General features: G+C 49.8%; 8 protein-coding genes. 7 read left to right on the forward strand and 1 reads right to left on the reverse strand.

Annotated elements, in window-relative coordinates; genetic code table 11:
- The first annotated feature begins 131 nt into the window (after nt 1–131).
- The 6 genes from addB to QMA13_RS11285 all read left to right on the forward strand — a co-directional run bounded on the left by addB (nt 132) and on the right by QMA13_RS11285 (nt 14,813).
- Nucleotides 132–3,830, forward strand: coding sequence for a helicase-exonuclease AddAB subunit AddB (gene addB, locus QMA13_RS11260; RefSeq protein WP_282941458.1), 3,699 nt, complete (start codon nt 132–134; stop codon nt 3,828–3,830).
- Entirely contained in the window at nt 3,811–7,854 is a 4,044-nt protein-coding gene (gene addA, locus QMA13_RS11265) for a helicase-exonuclease AddAB subunit AddA (protein WP_282941459.1), read from the forward strand. The genes addB and addA overlap by 20 nt, the downstream gene beginning before the upstream one ends.
- Before the next feature lie 84 nt (nt 7,855–7,938).
- Nucleotides 7,939–9,102 carry an exonuclease SbcCD subunit D gene (locus QMA13_RS11270; protein ID WP_282941460.1) on the forward strand — a complete coding sequence of 388 codons (1,164 nt, stop codon included), beginning with the start codon at nt 7,939–7,941 and terminating at the stop codon, nt 9,100–9,102.
- 28 nt (nt 9,103–9,130) lie between these two features.
- Entirely contained in the window at nt 9,131–12,604 is a 3,474-nt protein-coding gene (locus QMA13_RS11275) for an AAA family ATPase (RefSeq protein ID WP_282941461.1), read from the forward strand.
- An 86-nt stretch (nt 12,605–12,690) separates the two neighbouring features.
- Nucleotides 12,691–14,010 carry a glycoside hydrolase family 26 protein gene (locus QMA13_RS11280; protein WP_282941462.1) on the forward strand — a complete coding sequence of 440 codons (1,320 nt, stop codon included), beginning with the start codon at nt 12,691–12,693 and terminating at the stop codon, nt 14,008–14,010.
- A 35-nt stretch (nt 14,011–14,045) separates the two neighbouring features.
- Nucleotides 14,046–14,813 (forward strand): copper amine oxidase N-terminal domain-containing protein, encoded by a 768-nt coding sequence (locus tag QMA13_RS11285; protein WP_282941463.1) that lies wholly within the window; start codon nt 14,046–14,048, stop codon nt 14,811–14,813.
- On the opposite strand, the gene QMA13_RS11290 is transcribed toward QMA13_RS11285, so the two are convergent.
- On the reverse strand, nt 14,803–16,758 hold the full coding sequence (locus QMA13_RS11290; RefSeq protein WP_282941464.1) for an FAD-dependent oxidoreductase: 1,956 nt from the start codon (nt 16,756–16,758) through the stop codon (nt 14,803–14,805). The two genes, QMA13_RS11285 and QMA13_RS11290, sit on opposite strands and share 11 nt — an antisense overlap.
- A gap of 235 nt (nt 16,759–16,993) precedes the next feature.
- Here QMA13_RS11290 and efeO point away from each other — a divergent pair, with 235 nt between their 5' ends.
- Complete coding sequence (efeO, locus tag QMA13_RS11295; RefSeq protein ID WP_282941465.1) at nt 16,994–17,863, forward strand: iron uptake system protein EfeO; 870 nt, start codon at nt 16,994–16,996, stop codon at nt 17,861–17,863.
- The last annotated feature ends 2 nt before the right edge of the window (nt 17,864–17,865 follow it).

Here is a 17,865-nt window from a genome sequence, read left to right on the forward strand (position 1 = left end):
TAGAACTATTATGTTATACTAATCCAAAACATCCCTTTCCCTTTAATCCTTATTTTTTGGTAGAATAATAGAGTTAGGGAGTTATTTTACAAAAGAGCAGTTAGGTCTTTGTTCATAGAGGAGGAAGCGGCATGGCGATCCGTTTTGTGTTGGGGAGATCCGGCAGCGGAAAAAGCGAATATTGTTTGCGTAATATAAAAGATAAGCTGATAGAGTCGCCGAGCGGAAGACCGATTATCCTGCTTGTTCCGGAGCAAGCTACGTTTCAGGCAGAATATGCGTTGGTGTCTACTCCTGAGCTAGGGGGTACGCTTCGTGCACAAGTGTTAAGCTTTCGCAGGCTGGCATGGCGCGTGATGCAGGAAGCGGGAGGAACAGCGCGATTGCCTATAGATGAGACGGGCAAGAAGCTGCTTTTACATAAAATAATACATAAACAAAAAGATCGATTGAAGCTGTTTTCCGCAACAGCGGATCAAATGGGCTTCATCGAGAAAATAAATGATTTGTTTAAAGAATTTAAACGCTACTGCGTCACGGCCGAAGGTTTATCCCAATTTGTGGAAAGTTCGCCCGTGCAGTCACAGTCGTTGTCAATAAAAGAGAAGCTAAACGATCTTCAGGTGATATACGGAGAATTCGAGCACGAGCTGTCCCGTGCCTATTTGGACGGAGAGGATTATCTGACACTACTCGCGACACAGCTATCGCAATCGGATTATGTCCGCGGTGCAGAGTGCTATATTGATGGCTTTCACGGATTCACCCCACAGGAATTTGCAGTTATTGAAAGCTTGGCCGCTGTTTGCAGTGATGTGACGATGACACTTTGCTTAGACCGGGAATACCGGCTGGGAGAGAAGCCTCATGAGCTTGATTTATTTCATCCGACAGCCAGAACTATGCTTCAAATGCTCGAGAGGATGGACAATCTTCAGATTCCAATCAAGGAAACGGTTGTGTTGAACGATAATCCGCCGATTCGTTTTCATAAGAGTCCAATGCTGGCTTATATGGAGAGATCCTTTGAACAAAGGGTTAAGAAGCCTTTCCCTAGTCAACAGAAGGGGGAGCTGGAAGGGGTTCGGCTTACCGCAGCAGTGAACCGGAGAGCGGAGGTTGAAGGAGCTGCCCGTCATATTTTGCACCTTGTCCGAGAGGAGCAGGTTCGTTTTCGGGATATAACGGTAACCGTGAGGAACGCCGAGGTATATGGTGACCTGCTGTCTTCAACATTCACCGATTTCGGTATTCCGTATTTTTTTGATCAAAAAAGGACGGTTATGCACCATCCTTTGGTCGAGCTGATCCGCTCGTCACTAGAGGTGATACTACATTATTGGAAGTACGATGCAGTGTTTCGCTGTGTTAAAACAGACTTTTTTCTACCCATCGATTATAGCGAAATGGAGACCAAGCTGGACCGCCATGCTATGGATCAGCTGGAAAACTATGTGCTTGCTTTTGGGATCCAAGGGGCAAGATGGTTTGACGGTAGGCCGTGGACCTATTCGATGCGTTCGAGTCTAGAGCAGCCGGATACGTCTGCAAGCGAAACGGAGACTGCTTTTTTAAATAAAATGAATGCTTGCCGCAGTAGGGTCGTCGAGCCACTGTATACTTTTCAAGAGCGAATGAAGCGTAGTCGGACGGTTCAAGAGCAAGTCAAGGCGCTATATGAACTGCTGGTGGAGCTTCAAGTTCCACAAAGGTTGGAAAGCTGGAGTTCGAAAGCGATTCGCGACGGCAAGCCTGAAAAAGCCCGTGAGCACGCTCAAGTATGGGATCGGATTATCGATATGTTCGATCAATTGGTCGAGCTGCTTGGAGATGAGGAAGCATCGACGGATACTTTTGCTGGTCTCCTGGAAACGGGAATGGAAAGTATTAAGCTCGGCTTAGTCCCGCCTTCACTGGATCAGGTTCTGATCGGGAGTATGGACCGGACCCGGACAGGGAACGTCAAGCATGTCTTTGTGCTGGGCGTGAACGAGGGTGTCATTCCATCTAAGATGAAAGAGGACAGTGTTCTGAGCGAACCGGAGAGGGAGAAGCTGACAGGACTTGGACTTCCAATGGCGGAAGGGAGCCGCAGAAAGCTGCTGGATGAGCAGTTCCTTATTTATTGCTCATTTAGTACGCCTTCCCAATGTTTGTGGCTCAGTTATCCTCTGGCTGACGAGGAAGGCAAGATGCTGCTTCCTTCGGAAATCATCCGACATACGAAGCGAATGTTCCCGGGAGTGAAAGAACGGCTCTTGATGAGTGAGCCCATAATGGGGATGAGTTTGACCGAACAACTTGGTTATGTAGCGAGTCCAGGTAATGCCCTATCCTACCTTGTCGTCCAGCTGAAACAGTGGATGAAAGGGGAGCCGATATCGGAGGTCTGGTGGTCGGTCTACAATTGGTTTGTACGTCAGCCGGGTTGGGGTGCGCGTTTAGGGTTAACCTTGAGATCGCTTCAATATACGAACGAAGCTAAACCGCTTAGTCTTACCACGAGCAGACTATTGTACGGTGAACATGTACTTACCAGCGTTTCCAGAATGGAGCGGTTTGTCGCTTGTCCATTCTCACAGTTTGCATCTCATGGTTTACGGCTGCAGGAAAGACGAATATATAGACTTCAAGCGCCGGATATAGGCCAGCTGTTCCATGCGGCGCTCAGCTTGTTTGCTGAGCAGGTCGCTCAAGATGGCGGTGACTGGGGAAGTCTAACGGCGGATGAATGCATGGTCAAAGCCGATAGTGTCGTCGATTTGCTGGCGCCCCGGTTACAGAGCGAGATATTGTTCAGTTCCCAACGAAATCACTATATTGCCCGTAAGCTGAAGCAAATTATCGGTCGTTCGGCTATGATGCTAGGTCAGCATGCAAAGTATGGTCTATTCGAGCCGATAGGTCTCGAAATTGGGTTTGGCTCGGATCAGGAGATTCCTCCACTTTCCTATTTGCTGGATAATGGCATCAGAATGGACGTAAGGGGCCGGATTGACCGGGTGGATCGGGCGGATACAGAACAAGGCACGCTGCTGCGTGTTATTGACTATAAATCAAGTGCGACGGCTCTCCATTTATCGGAGGTTTATTACGGCTTGTCGCTTCAGATGCTCACCTATCTCGACGTAATTATGACACATGCCAAAGCATGGCTAGGTACAGATGCCAAGCCGGCAGGAGTGCTGTATTTCCACGTGCATAATCCACTCCTTCAGACACAAAACCGGATTTCGGTAGAAAAAGCGGAGGAAGAGATACGCAAGAAGTTCAAAATGAGAGGTCTTATTCGTGCAGATGCAGAAACCGCTCGACTGATGGACGACGCCTTGGCCACTTCGAGCGGACATTCGCAGCTGATTCCGGTTGCGCTCAAGAATGACGGAAGCTTCTACAAATCATCTTCGGTTGCAGACGATGCCCAGTGGACGGTTATGCGCAATTACGTTCGTAAGACGATCAAGGAAATCGGGTCTTCCATGACAGGAGGCGACGTCGGGATTCAGCCTTACCGGATGGGAGCCGAGGTAGCCTGTACATTCTGTTCATTTAAACCGGTCTGCCAGTTCGATACGCAGTTTGAGGCGAACGGACATCGGCTGCTTACGCCGTTGGGCAAAGACCGCGCCTTGGACATGATGAAGGAACGGACGGAAGCTCCTGAATCTTCGCCGCAGGTGGTCCCTTTCCGCTCGGCAAGAGCTAGTAAGAAGCAGGATGCTTTATCCATAGAGTTCATCGATGAGAGTACATCTGACGTAGATTTGCTGCAAACTGATGAGCTGAACAATCCAACAGGAGGTAAGACGAATGATCAACAAGATACCTAAACCGGAAGGAGCAACATGGACGGATGATCAGTGGGACGCGATCTCGATCCATGGTCATGATATGCTCGTCGCTGCTGCAGCCGGATCCGGTAAAACGGCTGTCTTGGTAGAGCGAATTATTCGTCGGATCTCCGATGAGCAGGATCCTGTCGATGTGGATAGGTTGCTCGTAGCTACGTTCACGAATGCGGCTGCTGCGGAAATGAGGCATAGAATCAGCGAAGCGCTTGAAAAAACATTGGAACGCCATCCGGAGTCGGATCATGTACGCAAACAGCTGGCTCTGATCGGGAGAGCCTCCATCACAACGCTTCATTCTTTCTGCTTGGAAGTGATTCAAACCCATTATCAGAAAATCGCACTCGATCCCGGGTTTCGCATCGCCAATGAAACGGAAAGCGAATTGATGAGACAGGATCTAATCGAAGAGCTGTTTGAGGAGCAATACGAGGCTGCTACGGAGGAAGGCGATTTTTGGAGGCTGGCAGAATGGTTCAGCGGAGATAAGAGCGATGATTCGTTGTATCGGCTTGTACAGCGTCTGTACGATGAATCTCGGAGTCATCCCAAGCCATCACAATGGCTTAAAGAAATGGCTGGTATGTTCGAAAGAGCCGAAGGAACGCCTAATCCTTGGCTGCCAAGTCTGCTTGCTTCGGTACGGTTGGAACTTGAAGGAGTCGCTTCCGTGCTGAGAGAAGCCGTCCATGTGGCTGAGCAGCCTGGCGGTCCTTCTCCTTATTTGTACAATCTGAAAGAGGATCTTGAAGCCGTTACTTACTTGCAGGAGGTAGCTGCTTATTCGTGGGAGCATTTATATGACTCCTTCCAAGGTACGGCTTTCGGAAAGCTTAAACCTTGCAAGGGAGATCAATATGATAAAGAGCTTCAGGAGCAAGTAAAGGATCTCAGAAACCGGGCCAAGGATCAGCTGTCTGGAATAGGAGAGGAGCTGTTTGGCCGTACGCCAGAGCAGTATGATGAAGAACTGCGTGTCATGGCTCCTTTGATGAAAACTCTAATTGAGCTCGTCATAGAGTTCGGTCGGCGGTATCAAAAGGCCAAAAAGGCCAAAGGGCTTGTTGATTTCGGTGATTTGGAGCATTATTGCCTTCAAATTTTGTCAGAGGACGACAGTGAGAATGGGCAGCTAGCTCCATCACAGGCTGCACTTAGCTATCAAGAGCATTACGTTGAAGTGCTCTTGGATGAATATCAGGATACGAACCGGGTGCAGGAATCGATCGTTGCTTTAATATCGCGGACAGCACCGGGCAACCGATTTATGGTTGGCGATGTGAAGCAAAGCATCTATCGGTTTCGTCTGGCGGAGCCAGGACTATTTTTAGAAAAATATAAGAGCTACCAAAACAAAGGCACGGAACCGGGACAGCGGATTGATCTGGCTCAAAACTTCCGCAGCCGGTTGTCTGTCGTTCACGGAGTTAACTATATATTCAAGCAGCTGATGGGCGAGACGGTAGGAGAAATCGCCTACGATGAAAAGGCAGAGCTCAAATACGGGGCTTCCTATTATCCGGAATGGAATACAGCGATCAATGGCTCAGAAGCTGCGGAGCTGATTTTGATAGATCGGTCGGATGTAGAAAGCGGCAATGGGGCTGAAGATCTAGAAATAGCACATCAAGATGGAGCTAACACGGAGGAGAGCGCAGGAAACGTCGAAGCGGCTGATCCGGCCCTTGAAGGCAAAGAACTGGAGACGGTTCAGCTGGAGGCGAGGGCTATTGCAGCTCAAATCCATAAGCTGCTCGGCTCGAACGGGGAACAAGCTTTTCAAGTGTATGATAAATCAACGAGCGGCAAACGCAATATTACCTATCGGGATATGGTGATTTTGCTAAGAGCAACCCAGCAGTGGTCTCCCGTACTTATTGAGGAGCTCCGTCAGCAGGGTATTCCAGCTTATGCCGAGCTGAATTCGGGGTATTTCTCGGCTACCGAGGTGGAAATCCTGTTGTCTCTGCTCAAGCTGATAGATAACCCATATCAAGATATCCCGCTCGCGTCCGTATTGCGTTCGCCTATCGTACAGCTTTCCACAGAACAGCTGGCCCAGATTCGGATTACTGGAAAATACGCCTCATTTTATGATGCGGTCCGTGCTTACTCTAAGGACAGTGACAAAGAGACTGAATATGAGTCGGAGGAAGCTGAGGAAACAGGTATACCGGAGCAGCAGTTGACGGAGGATAGGCAGGGAAATGCTGCCTGGAAGGAAGTTGCAGCAGCTTATTCGGATGAAATGGGTAAGGGAATTGAAATACCTTCATCAGCTGTTGATGATGAATCCGACGCCAAGAATAAAGTACAGCGGTTTTTGAAAAGGCTGCGTGCATGGAGAGAAGCGGCAAAAGAAGGGTCTCTATCCGATTTGATCTGGGCTATTTACAGAGAGACGGGTTTCTATGATTTTGTAGGAGGTCTGCCTGGAGGTCAGCAGCGTCAGGCGAATTTACGTGCATTATACGACCGGGCGCGCCAGTATGAAGCTACATCATTTAGAGGATTGTTTCGCTTTCTGCGGTTTATTGAGCGGATGAGGGATAGCGGGGGCGATTTGGGTACCGCCAGAGCATTAGGTGAGCAGGAAGATGTTGTTCGCATTATGTCCATACATAAGAGTAAAGGCTTGGAGTTCCCTGTCGTGTTTGTCGCCGGAATGGCGAAACGGTTTAATCAGCGGGATTTGACGGACGCTTTTATGGTGCATAAGGATCTTGGTTTCGGACCGAAATGGATGGACAACGAAGCCAGAATCAGTTACCCTACTTTACCTTGGCTTGCCATTCGCAGAAAAATGCGCATGGAGATGCTCGCAGAGGAAATGCGAGTACTCTATGTGGCGCTGACCCGTGCCAGAGAAAAGCTGTACTTGTTAGCTACGGTAAAAGGGACGGACAAGCTGCTCCAAAGCTGGGGAAGGGCGTTGGAGCATGAGCAGCCGTTATTGCCTGATGACACAATTGCCCGTGCCAAATGCTATTTGGATTGGATCGGTCCTGCACTGATGCGGCATCCTGACGGGAAGGAATTGAGGGATTATGCAGGGATCTCTTACCGTATGCCTTATTTTATGGTAGACGAGCCGTCCAAATGGCAGGTTCATTGGCTGCGCCATGAGCTGTTCTCTGCAATACAAGAAGCGGCCGTCGTCTATGAAGTGTCCGAGGAACGGAAGCAAGCTGTGTTCAGGCTGGAGCCTGTAGCAGGAGATGGTGATTCGGAGAATCTGCTTGCATCGCAAATACAAGATAGACTTTCCTGGTCTTATGATTTTGAGAAGGCATCCTCGCTTCTTTCCAAAACATCCGTAACGGAATTAAAAAGGTTGTCCGAGCATCATAAGCTGCTGGAGCTTCTTTCTGAGGAGACGCCTGCCGGAGAATCCGACTTTATTATGGATCAAGGCCAGAAGAAGGATTATCGGCCTGCCATTGTAAGGCGGCCTCGTTTTATGGAGCAATCAAAGCTGAATGCGGCTGAGCGAGGAACTGTATTTCACTCGGTGATGCAGCATATGCCGATTCATTTTTCGCCTACTGCCGAGGATGTCAAGGAAACCCTGGCTGAAATGGTTCGTAAAGAGCTGCTAACCGATGCTCAAAAAGAGGTCATCGATGCTGAGGTTATCGTATCCTTCTTCCATAGCGATCTCGGAAAACGACTCTTGCAATCGAAGGCGGTACACAGGGAAGTGCCTTTCAGCTACGGGCTTCCGGCAAGGGAAGTGTACAGCGGTACGGATGAAGCCTCCTCCGAAGAAACGATTTTGCTGCAAGGGGTTATTGACTGTGTGTTTGAAGAGCAGGACGGTTTAGTGCTGCTTGATTATAAGACAGACCATTTGAAGGGGCAGGGCGAAAAATCGCTGCAAGCGGTGCGGGAGCGTTATCAGCTTCAGCTGGATTTGTATGCTCAAGCTATTTCGAAAATTTGGAGACGTCCGGTGACGGGTAAATATATCTTTTTATTTGATGGGGCTCATATTTTGGAGCTGTAGAGCTTCACTGCTGATAAATCGGTAGGATGTCGATAGCATCTGTACTCTACTTAGCACCAATGAGCCTGAAAGGATGGATGTTCGATGCGGATATTGCATACCGCAGATTGGCATTTTGGCCGCCAGTTGGAGGGCAGAAGCCGGTTGGAAGAGCAGGAAGCGTTTGTGGAGGAACTGCATCGTCTCGTTGAAGATCAATGCATTGACCTGGTGCTAATTGCAGGGGATGTCTATGATTCAGTGAATCCTCCAGCAGCAGCAGAGCAATTGTTCTATGACTCGCTGGCGCGATTGGCAGACAATGGGAAAAGACCAGTAGCCGTCATTGCCGGCAACCACGATCACCCGGACCGATTGGCTGCGGCTGCACCGCTGGCGCAAAAGCTGGGCGTTCTCTTGGCGGGATTGCCTGAAGACCGGCATGAGCTTATAGATATTAAGCGGACTGGGGAACGGGCCTGCTTGTTCTCTCTACCTTATCCTTCGGAATCAAGGCTTAAGGAATTGTTATCAGATAATGTAGAGGAAGAGCTGCTGCGGGCGGCTTACTCGGATCGAGTCAAATACATTGCAGCACAGCAGGCCAAGCATTATCGTCACGATACAGTTAATTTGCTAATGAGTCATATTTATGTGCTCGGCGGAGCGGAGAGCGAATCGGAGCGGCCGATTCAGGTCGGTGGCGCCTATACTGTCGATACGACGGCATTAGCAGTAGGAGCTCAATATGTTGCTTTAGGTCATCTGCATCGGCCGCAAACCATTAAGGCTTCTTCCTTGATGCGTTATAGCGGATCGCCTCTGGCCTACAGCTTTTCGGAAGCGGGACAAGCCAAATCCGTGACGGTTCTGGATGTACAGCCAGGCGGAGAGCCGAAGCTGGAAGAGCTGTTCTTAACAAGCGGTCGTCCGTTAACACGTTGGAGAGCTGAGGATGGGATAACTCAGGTGCATACATGGCTTGAAGAAGGAAAAGACGATAGGGCCTGGATCGATTTGGAAATTCATATGACAGAAGCAATGTCAATAGAGCAAATTCAAACGCTGCGTAAAGCCCGTGAAGGGATTGTTAATATCCGTCCGATTTATCCGGAGATGGAAGCGGCAGCCGCTTCAGCCGTATCAATGCGGAGTATGCCTATGGATGAACTGTTCCGCCGTTATTATGCGAGACAGACGGGCGGAGCCGAGCCGGAAGGGGAATTGGTGAGGCTGTTTATGGAGCTGCTGGAAGCTCCTCAGGGTTAAGGAAAGTGGAGAAAGGGGGAATCAAGGCATGAGGCCGATTTATTTGCAAATGGCTGGATTGCAAAGCTACCGGGAGCTGCAGGAGATCGATTTCACAGGGTTGTGCGATGCTGGCGTATTCGGGATCTTCGGGCCAACGGGAAGTGGCAAATCGACGATTCTGGATGCAATGACTTTAGCGTTATTCGGTAAAGTCGAAAGGGCGGCTAACGGGACTCAGGGTATTATGAATCACGCCGAGCAGACATTAACCGTATCGTTTACCTTTGAACTGGGCCATGCCTCCGGCGCACAGCGCTATAGGGTAGACCGCCAATTCAAAAGGGGCGGTGAGGTGTCGGTCAATAATACAGTCAGCAGGCTCATTCATTATAAAGATGGTGAGACCGTTGTGCTGGCGGATAAAGCGGGGGAAGTGAATCTGCAGGTTCAGGACATTTTGGGCTTGTCGATGCAGGACTTCACGAGAGCGGTTGTGCTTCCGCAGGGCAAATTCGCTGAGTTTCTCGCTTTGAAGGGCAGCGACAGGAGGCAGATGCTGCAGCGGCTGTTCCATTTGGAGCCTTATGGAGACCAGCTGAGTGCCAAAACCGCAGTCCGTTTCAAGGAAACGGACGTGGCGATCAAGGAGCTCAGCGCCGAGCAGCAGGGGCTCGGTGACGCTTCGCAGCCGGCGCTCGATGCCGCGGCGGCTGCGCTTGAAGCGGCTTCGCAGGCTGCTCAACAGCTGCGCGAGCAGCTTGCCGCCTGCGAGGCGCGCTCCGCGGAGCAGAGCCGCGTGCGTGAGCTGCAGCAGGCACTCGCGGCCGCGCGGCAGCAGCACGCGCAGCATGCGGCCCGCGCGCCGCATGTGCTCGCGCTGCAGGCGAAGCTCGCCCGCGCTGCGCAGGCGGAGCTCGCGCAGCCGTACGCGCGGCAGCGCGAGCAGGCGCTGGCGCGGCTCACGCGTGAGCGCGACGCAGCCGCAGGCGCCGAGGCGGCGCTGCGGAGCGCGCAAGCTGCGCTGGCGCAAGTGCAAGCGGCGCATACCGCCGCGCGTGACGCGCTCGCGGCGCAGGAGGCGCCGCTGCTGCTGCGCCTCGACAAGCTGCAGCAGGCGCTCGCGCTTGCCGCGGAGCTAGCGCAGCAGCGGGAGGTGCTTGCGAAGCTGGCTGCGCAGGAAGCTCAGTCGGCAGCCTCGCTTGCCGAAGCGCAGGAGCATCTTTTGCGTGAGCAGGAGCTGCGCGAAAAGGCCATGAAGCGACAAGCCGACTTGAAGGCGGAGCTTAAGCAGATAGAGGTTCCGAGCGAGATACGGGAGCGGCTGCAAGAGGCGCTGCAGGAGAAGCGGACGATCGAACAGTGGAGGCGTCAGCTTGAAGAGCAGCGTGTCGAACGTGATCGTCATGAGGCGGAACTGGTAGCCATGCAGCAGGAGCAAGCTTCCTTGCATGACAAAGAAAGCCAGTGGGGGCAAGGCTTGGCCGCTTGGCTGCAGGATGTATCTGAGACTTATGCGGCGACAAGCGGTCAGGAGCAAAGGCTGACTGGCATCATTGAAGCTGTCCCTACGCTGCTTGCAGAATACAAGGCTCAAGGTCGTGAAGCCGAGTTGAGGGCGATGGCAGCAGCTTTAGCCGTTAAACTCGAATCCGGCGATCCCTGCCCTGTGTGTGGGTCAACGCATCATCCAGAGCTGTATTCGCTTCACGAGCTCGAAGCGGCAGCTGGCTCAGAAAACGCTGCTGCGCTTACCCGCTTGGAGCAGCTGCAGCTTCAAGCAAGGCAGCAGCAGCTCGCAGCCAGTCAGCTGAGATTGAGCTTGAATGGGGTAGTTCAGCAGTGGAAGCCGGTACTGCCGCAGCTGCAAGCGAATGCGGCATTGGCGGAAGCCGCCGCGGCAATTGAGGCTTGGTTTTGGGAACAGGCATCCGAGCAGCAAGAGACCGTCTATAACCTTGAGTCTAGTGACCTCTCATCAGCAGAGCAGCAGCTGCAATCCCTTTATCGTGTGGCGGAAAGCGGTTTGCTTCAAGGAAATAAACAATATCAGCAGCTGCAAAAGAGATTACAGGAGCTTCTGCAGCTAAGAGGCAGTATAGATCGTTTGGGAGGAGAGCTGCAATCCAAACAGCATACATTACATACGATTCTAGCCGGAGTCCGTCAAAAAACAGAGAAGGTCCAGCATACTGTCGACGAGCTCACAGAAGCATGGACACGGAAATTTACCGATATCGATTATAAGCTTGTCGAGACCGCTGCAGAGAAGCAGCGGCAGAGTCAGCAGCAAGCAGAAGATATTCGCCAGCGGTTGGATAAAAGCGTGAGCTTTATTGATGAAAAGCTGTTGTTGATCAGTGAGCTTCAGCAGCGGTTGAACGAGCTGGACCGTCAAGGTGTCCAGCTGAAGACTGAACGGAAAAACAGCCATCTGCTGGTTGAAGAGAAAGCTGCAAGACTTAAGGAATGGGCAGGTAATGAAGATGTTCAAGTTCAGATTACTGCTTCATCCAAGCAACTGAATGGACTACGACAAGTCAATGAGCAAACGAAGCTTGATTATGAGACGGCTCAATCGGCTGGACAGCAAGCCGCACAAGCGTATGCAGCTGCTCAGAAGGCGGCACAAACCGCGGTCGAGCAGTCGGAACAGGCAGAGGAAGAGTGGAAGCACCAGTCCGCTGTTCACAGCTTTGACTCACCTGAAGAAGTCATGTCTGCACTCGTTGCTGACGATGTCAAACGCACATGGACTGCCGAGGTCGAAGACTATGGCAAGCTGGAACATCAGCTTAAGACACAGGAAGGTCAGTTAGCTGAACAGTTGGGCGGAAGAAGCATTACCGAGGAGCAGTGGGCAGTATTAGAGGCGGAGCTCTCCGAGTGTAAGCGTCAGGACGAAGCTGCGCTTCAGGCGAAGGCGAAGGCGGAACGGGATTGGGAATCGCTTCAGGCCAAGCATGATAGATGGAGCGAACTGGAGTCCCGGCGACTAGTCAAGCAAAGTGAACTCACCCTACTGAGCAAGCTTCAGTCGGTATTGCGGGGGAATGCCTTTGTCGAATTTTTAGCCGAAGAGCAGCTGATGCAGGTTAGCCGTGTGGCATCCGAACGTCTTGGACAGTTGACCCGTCAAAAATATGCAATCGAAGTCGATTCCTCCGGAGGCTTCATCATTCGAGACGATTCCAATGGAGGTGTCAAGAGACCGGTTTCCACTTTATCTGGCGGTGAAACTTTCTTAACTTCCTTGTCACTGGCTTTGGCATTATCCGCTCAAATTCAATTGAAAGGGCAATACCCTCTGGAATTCTTTTTCCTCGACGAAGGATTCGGTACGCTCGATCAAGATTTGTTGGAAACAGTAATTGTAGCCTTGGAGAAGCTTCATTTCGATAAGCTTACGGTAGGTGTAATTAGCCACGTGCCTGAGCTTAGGGCACGACTTCCTCGCCGGTTGGTTGTTCAGCCTGCTGAAGCAGGAGGCAAAGGAAGCAGCGTTTATTTAGAAACCTTATAGGCGGTCATTACGTAGTTACCTACATGAGAAATTTAGTTTGAACAACCCGCAGCCGGTTTACAGGCAGCGAGAGAGGGGAAAGAGACATGGCTGCTGTACCTAACATCATATCCCGATGCATCAAAAGCTTGCTTGCACTAACGGTAGCTTGTGGTTTGTGGCTCGGAGCTTCCCCTGCGCATGCCGATCCAATTTGGGATCGGTGGAAGGCAGCTGAAGCGGCAGTTAACCGGGGCAATCCGGGAGAAGCTGTGCCGCATTGGGAGTTTCTAGTTGATTATTATGCCTCTATCGAAGATTGGCAGAGCGCCGCACTGTTCAGTGGAAAGCTGGATGAATATTTTGATGACATCCAAGATTACGACAACGCTATCCACTACTACGAGCTAGAGAATAAATATTGGCTGCTTTACGGCAAAGATTGGGGAGCTGTTGACCTTCAACGCGCCGAGCAAATCCGAACGATTCTAGATGTCTACATGTCCACTCAGGATATGGAGACATTGAAAAAGCAAGGAGCACCGGCTAACGGAAAGCTGGCCAAATTCGAGCCAGAGTATGGAATGTATATCGGAATGTATTCCGAACAAGATCCTGCGATGCAAAACAATTTCACCAAATCGAAAGCTCTTTATGGGAAAAATCATGCACTGTATTTAGCATATTCCCAGGTAGGAAATCCTTTTCCCCAGCAGTACGCGGTTAGAGCGAAGGAAGCGGGGGCGGCATTGCAAATTGCATGGGAGCCTTCCAAGGGACTGGACTCCGTACAAGATGATTCGTCGCTCCGGCAATGGGCACGTGCTGCCAAAGCTTCAGGAATTCCTATCTTTTTGCGCTATGCGAGTGAGATGAACGGGAATTGGGTCGTATGGCATGGCGATCCGCAAAAATATATAGAAAAGTTCAAGCTTGTCCATGATGTCATGGCAGAGGAAGCACCAAATGTGGCTATGGTATGGAGTCCGGGAGATGTGCCGGCTTACTCTATGGATGCCTATTATCCTGGCGATGATTATGTCGATTGGGTCGGTGTCAGCATGTATACCGAGCCGTATGAGAATGGTGATCCTAAGCAGGCTAACATGCAGGCAACGAGCCCTATCGAACGGCTGGATTACTTGTACAAAACGTATTCAAATCGTAAGCCTTTAATGATCAGTGAAACAGCCGTTTCTCATTATGCTCACATCCCACAGGAAGCGTTTACGGATTATGGACTTTTGAATCTTCACCGATTATATGAAATTATGCCGCTCAAATATCCTCGGTTGAAGTCGATTACGTACTTCAATGTGGATTTGAAAAATCGGGAATCGCAAAACAATTATTTGCTCGGCGCTAACGAACAAATGAAGAACCTTTACAGCCGAATGATTGCTTCCCCTTTTTATTTATCAAGGTAGAGCAGGGAGCGAAGCCTTCTGACGGGACTGGCCATGTGAAGCTGGATAATAAGGACAATACATTCACGGTCAAAACGAAGATAACGCCTTGGGTAAAAATTCCGGATATTTATATAGGTAAAATCGATTATTCGATCAACGGAGCCATCGTTGAATCCCAGACGAGTCCTCCATTCGGTATCGAGCTGAATGCAGGTCAGGTACCCGAAGGTTCCATTATCCAGTTAACGGTCTACAACAGAAATGGGACTAAAGTAATTTCCAAATCATTTGCAATGTCTTCCCAGGTTTCCGTTGTTCTGGATGGCAAGCCGCAGGTCTATGAACAGCCGCCTGTTATTAGGGACGGGAATACTTTGACGCCATTACGAGCAATCTTCGAAGCGATGGGCGCAACCGTTTCATGGGATGAACGCACGCAAACGGCGACCGGGCGCAAAGGGAACACGACCGTATCCTTGAAAATCGGTGATCGTCAGGCATTGAAAAATGGACAGCCTATCCAGTTGGAAGCAGCTGCTCAGTTAATCAATGGGCATACGATGGCTCCTGCACGGTTCATCGGTGAGGCTTTCGGAGGAGAGCTGAAGTGGGATGGAACCACGAGAACTGTTACGATCAAATCTGCAAATGGAAAGACCGCCTTTAACTCGGCTGCCTCGGAACAGGGGCAGCTTCAGGAACAGCAAAAACCCGATTCTCAAGAAGAATCGGGTTGGCTTTCCAAGCTTGCTTTAACCGCGGGTCTTATAATTCAATCCGCCATTTCATTTATAGTTCATTTCGTATCCTCTATACTCTAGCCGGTACTTTAACATCCTCGATAATCGCTTTCGCAACTAGGCGGGCACTTGAAAATGCTCTTTCCGCCAACTCACCTTTACCGACACAACCATCTCCGCAGAAATAAAACGGCACATGTTCCAAACGTGTAGGCAGCAGCTCGTTCGTGACGATATTCTTCACACTCGATACCATAGCTTTCTTGGAAACGCGCTTCACAGCGGTTTCATCCCGCCAGCCTGGATAGTAGTGATCGAACAAGTCTTCCATTTGCTTCGTTTTCTTATCCAAATATTGTTTGCGCTCTTGCTCGTCCGCGAAGCTATCGCTCAGGTACGCAATACCTTGCAGCAGCTGACCGCCTTCAGGCACCAGCGTATGATCTGTTGCCGAAACGTCGCTGATAAACATCTTATTGTCCATATCGCTGATATAGGAGAACGGACGTGCCACGACACGATTAAGCCCGATATCGTAAACCATAACCTCGGTAGCTGTATTATTTTCATAAGGAGCTAGGAACGGTTCCCATGGCGTGCCTCTGAGCAGCTTGCAAGTTTGCTGAACCGGCATTGCAAAAATGACGCGGTCAAAGCTTTCCTCGCGATTTTTTGTTTTTAGTTGGTACTTACGGTCCGCGTATTGGATAGATTCAACGCCTTCTTGGAGCGCTAGCTCCCAACGGCTGGAAATTTCAATTTTTTGACGCAGTTGATTTGTAATAACTGCCCAGCTTCCCAATACGTAGTTAACCGGACGGCTGGATAGGAACAAATTATGATAATATTCGCTGATAACAGGACCCGGTACCTTGCGTGCTTCCTCTGGAGTAATAAAGAAATTGGAGCAGACCAGGTGCTCCCAAAGCTCCTTAACGTCCTCGTCCGCATCGGAATGAGCGAGATAGTCACCAAGCGTCTCATAGTTTTTTACGTTATGGATGTGTGCAATAATAGCTGTGATTTCTCCAACGAAACGTACTTTTTGCATAGTGTTTAACAATTCGGTCCGCATCAGGTTGACGAAGTCAAGTGGAGCTGGTGTCAGCTGATCGTGTTTGGCGTACATAACTTTACGTTTGTCCACCTGTTTGGAGCTGAAGGAAAGACCTAGCTCACGTTCCATGGTCGATATTTCGTGACGATCAATCCCGTAGATGGCATGAGCGCCGTAGTTAAGCGTAAAGCCTGCTTTCTCGTAAGTAAAAGCGCGACCGCCCAATTGCGGGCTTCTTTCAAAAAGTACGCCCTCCACACCCTGCTGCTCCGACAAATAAGCGGCCGCCGTCAAACCGGACAATCCGCCTCCAATAATTGCGATTCTCATCTTTTTTTCCTCCTTAGCGCTATGCGCAAGCCAACTCGCATTGAGTCCGACTTGCCTCGTTTCTACCGAGATGGATGATTCTTGTTGTTCCAAACGTAGACCTGACCAAACCCATGCCAGGTTGCTGCGCATTAAACCAGGTAAGTCCACTTCCTCTTGAGAGCACCACATCCACAATGTACCTCTGTATGCGGTAATCAGCAGCCTAACTTTATTCGGCTCCGGGAGCCAGTGAAGCAGCCGATCGAACAGTAACTGAAATTGTTCATCTTCAATTTTTTTGACGGACTCGTTTTGTAGAGATAGGGCAATTAAACTGCGTACCAGACGGGGATAAGCCTGGATATTGGACGCTAAGTCTAAAAAGAGTCTGTTGATATGTCCTTCTAAGGATTGGACTTGGGATGGAGTTTTTACGGCCCACTCGCTGATCGTTTGGATTTGCTTGCGGAATATCTCCCGTAAAATTTCATCCTTTCCTTTGAAATAATGATAAAAGGTTCCTTTTGACGTGTTCGTAGCGGCGATGATGTCGTCAACGGAAACTTGTTCGTAACCACGCTCTATAAACAAGCGAAGGGCAACCTCAATCATATATTCCCGTTTTTTTCTCGTTGCCGATCGCATCAACCCATTCATTCCGACCCACCTCACAAGTCTTTTCGGCTCCATTATACCTAATATTAGACTTCGAGTCTATAAGTGATATCGGCTATAAATGAACGGTGTGAACTAATATTTTGCGCAGCAGACTAGAGTCTTTATGTACACTAAAAAAACAATTGAAAATGCGCATAAACTGTGATAGTTTATTTGAGAATGATTATCAGTGTCTTTTAGAAGCTATTTTAATATAAGGAGATGTCTTTCTATAATGATTACCCGTAATGTCGTCTCAGCAATCGTGATTTCATCTACATTAGTATTTACCGGATGCGGTGCCAATAAAGCGAGCGTACAGCCTTCTCCCGCGCCTGTTACTAAGGATGCTTCCAATAAAGCTGCTGCGGCAGATAATGCTGCTTTGAAGCCTGCCCTTGATCAGTATCGCAAATTTGTAATCGAACAATGTGACTTATTTGTTAAACAAACCGGTGATTTTGTAGCTGCGGTGAAAGCGGGAGATCTTGCCAAGAGTCAGGCGCTGTATGCACCTGCACGCATGTATTACGAGAGAATTGAGCCGATTGCTGAAGCACTGGGTGATCTTGACCCGGATATTGATGCACGTGAAGATGATGTTGATCCAAAAGACTGGAAAGGATTCCACCGTTTGGAGAAAGCACTGTGGCAGGACAAAACGACCAAGGGCCAAGAAGCGGTTGCGGATGAACTGCTCAAAAATAGCAAGCTGCTTAGAGCCAAGGTGGAAACAGTGGAGATTGACGCCAATATGCTTGTTACCGGTGCTGTAGAACTGCTGAACGAGGTTTCTGCAACGAAAGTAACAGGCGAGGAAGAACGTTATTCTCATACGGATTTGTACGACTTCGCAGCGAATGTGGAAGGAGCGGCCAAAATTTTTGAAATTTTAAAGCCGGAGCTTCAGAAAAAAGATGCAGCATTAGTTAAAACCATCGATGACCGTTTTAAAGAACTGACAGCCTTGTTGGCGCCTTACAAAAAAGACAACGGCTACGTATTGTACACGGAGCTCAAGCCTGATCAAGTCAAAAAGCTGAGCCAGTCTATAGACGCTTTGGCGGAGCCGCTTTCAAATATGGGCAAATTGTTGGGGGCGTAGTA

Origin of the sequence: Paenibacillus sp. RC67, from assembly GCF_030020805.1 — a bacterium.
Classification (GTDB): Bacteria; Bacillota; Bacilli; order Paenibacillales; family NBRC-103111; genus Paenibacillus_S.